The following is a 3593-nucleotide window of genomic DNA, read 5'->3' as shown; positions in this document are numbered from 1 at the left end:
GGATATTGATGATCCTTTATGCGTTGGAGCGACAGACAAAATTCTGCTCTCTTAAACAATCGACAGGAATACGAACCTGGTGAAGTAATATCTACCATTGTAAAATGGTACAGAAGAGCTGATTTCCAAATTAAAGGATTCTGGGGGTGAAAGAAAAAATCATTCCACAGGCGGAGAAACGGCGAATTTGGGTGACTGATGAGGACAATAATTAGAGGTCTCATCGTTACTGCACGTCTGAAGAGGAGCGGGTAATGACGCTGAAAAAAAGAGAAAGCTTTAATCCATGTGCTGAAATAAATTTAAGTGATTTTCAGGAATGCTGAAAATTGGATGTTGTTTCTAATAATTGATAGCATTTGTTAAGGGGAAAGAAAGATAATTTCAACATCGGAGAAGAAGGATAAATTGGCTAATAAGTTCGATGACAGCGATACTATAGTGACAGAAAAAAGCCGCTCCAAATAGTTGTTCAGGAACGGCTTTTGTAAATCAGGAAATTTATTTCAATAAATGTATTCCAAAGCTACTACATCAAATTCTCCAAATTTTCCATCTTCACTTGCGCTAAAGCAGGAAAGCATAATAGAATTAGGATCTAATCTAAAAGGAGTACCAGGAATATGTACTGATCCGGTAGGATTTGCTAACTCACCAAAGCTTGGCCTTCCGCAGCTTTCCCGGGTAAACCAATCTGTGTGGCGTAATCCCAGGGTATGGCCAATTTCATGTGTCATTACATGTGTGTTCACTTCAAGGCTGTAATTTTCCATTCCTGAGTATATTTGAACAAATGGATATGGATTGCCTCCGGCAGGAAAACCTGCGCTACCACCTACACTGCCATCAGGAACCTGAAATATTACAATATCAGCAAGACTTTGATCATTGGAAAAGGAAAGCTCAAAAGTAAGTCCCAGATCAAGGGAATTATAATTTTCCACTGCGTTTTCCAAAGCCTCCTGTTGCTTTTCAGTAAGATTTTGGCCAAAGCCCATTCCTGTCCAGCCAACTATTTGTATTACTCGGGGCGAGTAAACAAGACTATAAGTTCTGTACTGCTTATCGGTAATATCTCCGGCTTTCATATTATCCAATTGTTCGGCATCTATGGCGATATCACCTTCAATAAGGTAGGATACTTTCTTAGACCCATCAGGTAATTGCATTTCGACCTTTTCTACTCCTTCTGCATTGAGATTCAGGGATTCAATTTTTGCAATGGTTTCTTTAGAAACTTTTGAGTCTTGAATAGAAGAAGATTCGGAAGGAACGACTGCTTCTTCTTTTTGACATGATACGGCTACAGTAATCGCAGCCAAAAGTAATAATCTTGTGATTTTCATAAATTGAGATTAAAAAGGTTAATAAAAATTAAAGGACACTTGTTATCAAACCTAGATAAATAAATTTTAATTACACATATAAATTCCGATTTTAGCATAAAAATTACCAACTAGTAAAATACTATATATATATATACCGTGTATTTATTAGGTTTTATCAATTTTTTTAACTTTTATTAAATTTTTAAAAATTTTGTTTCTATTTATTGTTTTATGATGATTTCTTAGGTATTTAAGGTTATAGCTAGTGAAAAATTACCCTTTAACCAAAATCCTTGCTCTTTGTCGAAAAATTTGTTTCTGTACATAAAATACATGTAGTTTCGTTGGAAGATCGTCATTAGAGCATTTAATATTTTGACGACTTGAACATGAGGACACTTATCTATTAATCTTTTTAAAATAATCTTTTAAATGAAAAAATTTTTTCTTTACACGGGGGCGTTTATGTTTGGTACTATAGCTTTTGCCCAAAGCAATGACAGTAATGTTGATCAAAATGGAAATGCTAATATGGCTACTGTAAGCCAGGTTGGTAGTGGTAATGAATCAAATATCTACCAGAGCGGTGGTGATGCTGATGAAAATACCAATCATGAAGCCACGGTGTCCCAGGAAGGTAGTGCTAACTTATCTGATATTAACCAGACAGAAGATGATCATATTGCAAATGTGGAGCAGTTTGGCTCTAATAATTATTCCGATATAGATCAATCTGGTTCTTCTAATGATGCAGATGTTTACCAGGAAGGGGTTTCAAATAACAGTACAATCTCGCAAATAGGTGATGCTGGAGATACTGAGCCTAATAATGAAGCTGAAGTGGATCAATTAGGGGGAGTTAATAACGCCTTTGTGTATCAGGGGGTGGGTCCAAATGGTGAACCTATTGGTGCTACGTTGAATGATGCTACTATTATGCAAGAAGGAAATTTTAACTATGCTTATATTGATCAAATGGGCAATAATAATGATGCAGATATAACCCAGTGGGGTGATGATAATGATGCATACCAGATCCAGGATGGCAACAGCAATGATGCAGATATTATACAGGGAGAAGCTTTAACTGGATGGGCAAGTTCTCAGTCAAGTCTTGCACAACAGGAACAATATGGAGATGATAACACTGCCAAAATTACTCAGCGAGGAAATGGGCACACAGCTCTCCAGGCTCAATATGGTGAAGGTAATGAGGTAATAGCTTATCAGGGAAATGATGACAATTTCTCCAGACAATATCAGGATGGAAATGGGAACTATGCTAATACCCAGCAATATTTTAGTTCTAATGATTCTTTCCAGGAGCAAATAGGAGATAATAACTGGGCAACAACCCGTCAGACAGGTGAAGGTTTTAACTTCTCTACTATTGCTCAATATGGTGACGCAAATTATACTTTACATACGCAAAAAGGGCTTAATAATGGTGCGTCTACTACTCAATATGGAGACGGTCATACCAGTAACATAAGCCAGATTGGTAACAACAACAGTGCAGATGTATATCAGTCTTCAGTTATATTTCCTGGCCCTGGTATTCCTGGAACCGGTGGGCCAACTACAGGGTCTTCTATGTAGTATCTCTTATTTTTTAATGCCAACAACAAGGCTGTCTCTCTGTCGGGACAGCTTTCTTTTTTCTTAGAGCTAAATGCTACAAGATTAAACTCTCATACAAATAGTAGTAATCTTGAGAAGAACTCAAGTAAGGATAAATTCACAATCTCTTAAAGTTCTTCCCTTACAGGCTAACCTGGTCACTTCAGGATTTTATGTGATTTTTGCTAAAAATTTGACATAATAGATGCAATCATGATAAAACAAATTTTAAATCGATTAGCATTATTGTTAGAACCAATGGTCTTTGGGCAAAATGGAATTAAAGTAGGTCATCAGGAAATGGTAGTGATGTTACAGTAAAAGACGCAGGGTCAAAGCTAAGTTATTTTAGTAACTATTGTAAAGAAACTTTGTCGTTGTTGATCAAGCTGGCTAAAACCGTGTTTCTCGGGACTAGTCAGACCTTAGGCAGTATGGGAATAGTAAAAAAAGTTTTATTTTTCAATTAGAACATATAGCTATTCTGATGTAAAACAGAATAACAACAATCACTGGAACATTGTTATTAAAAAAAATGAAATCGAAATAATAGAACAGTCATCAAAGCGGTCTGGTAGTTTAGTAATTAGTCGTCCCTTAGAAATGCATTTCTAGCTTCATATTTCGATTTTGGCTGATTGAATT

General features: G+C 36.2%; 2 protein-coding genes. One reads left to right on the top strand and one right to left on the bottom strand.

Annotation, left to right across the window (positions count from 1 at the left end; genetic code table 11):
• Positions 1-506: 506 nt before the first annotated feature.
• Complete coding sequence (locus tag RM529_RS16390) at positions 507-1346, bottom strand: M57 family metalloprotease (protein ID WP_311485816.1); 840 nt, start codon at positions 1344-1346, stop codon at positions 507-509.
• 414 nt (positions 1347-1760) lie between these two features.
• Here RM529_RS16390 and RM529_RS16385 point away from each other — a divergent pair, with 414 nt between their 5' ends.
• A complete protein-coding gene (locus tag RM529_RS16385; RefSeq protein ID WP_311485815.1) occupies positions 1761-2927 on the top strand; it encodes a hypothetical protein in 1167 nt (388 codons plus the stop codon).
• The last annotated feature ends 666 nt before the right edge of the window (positions 2928-3593 follow it).

Origin of the sequence: Autumnicola edwardsiae (assembly GCF_031846505.1) — a bacterium.
GTDB classification, from domain to species: domain Bacteria; phylum Bacteroidota; class Bacteroidia; order Flavobacteriales; family Flavobacteriaceae; genus Autumnicola; species Autumnicola edwardsiae.
Note: the sequence above shows the minus strand (reverse complement) of the source record. Positions and strands in the feature narration are given on the sequence as shown.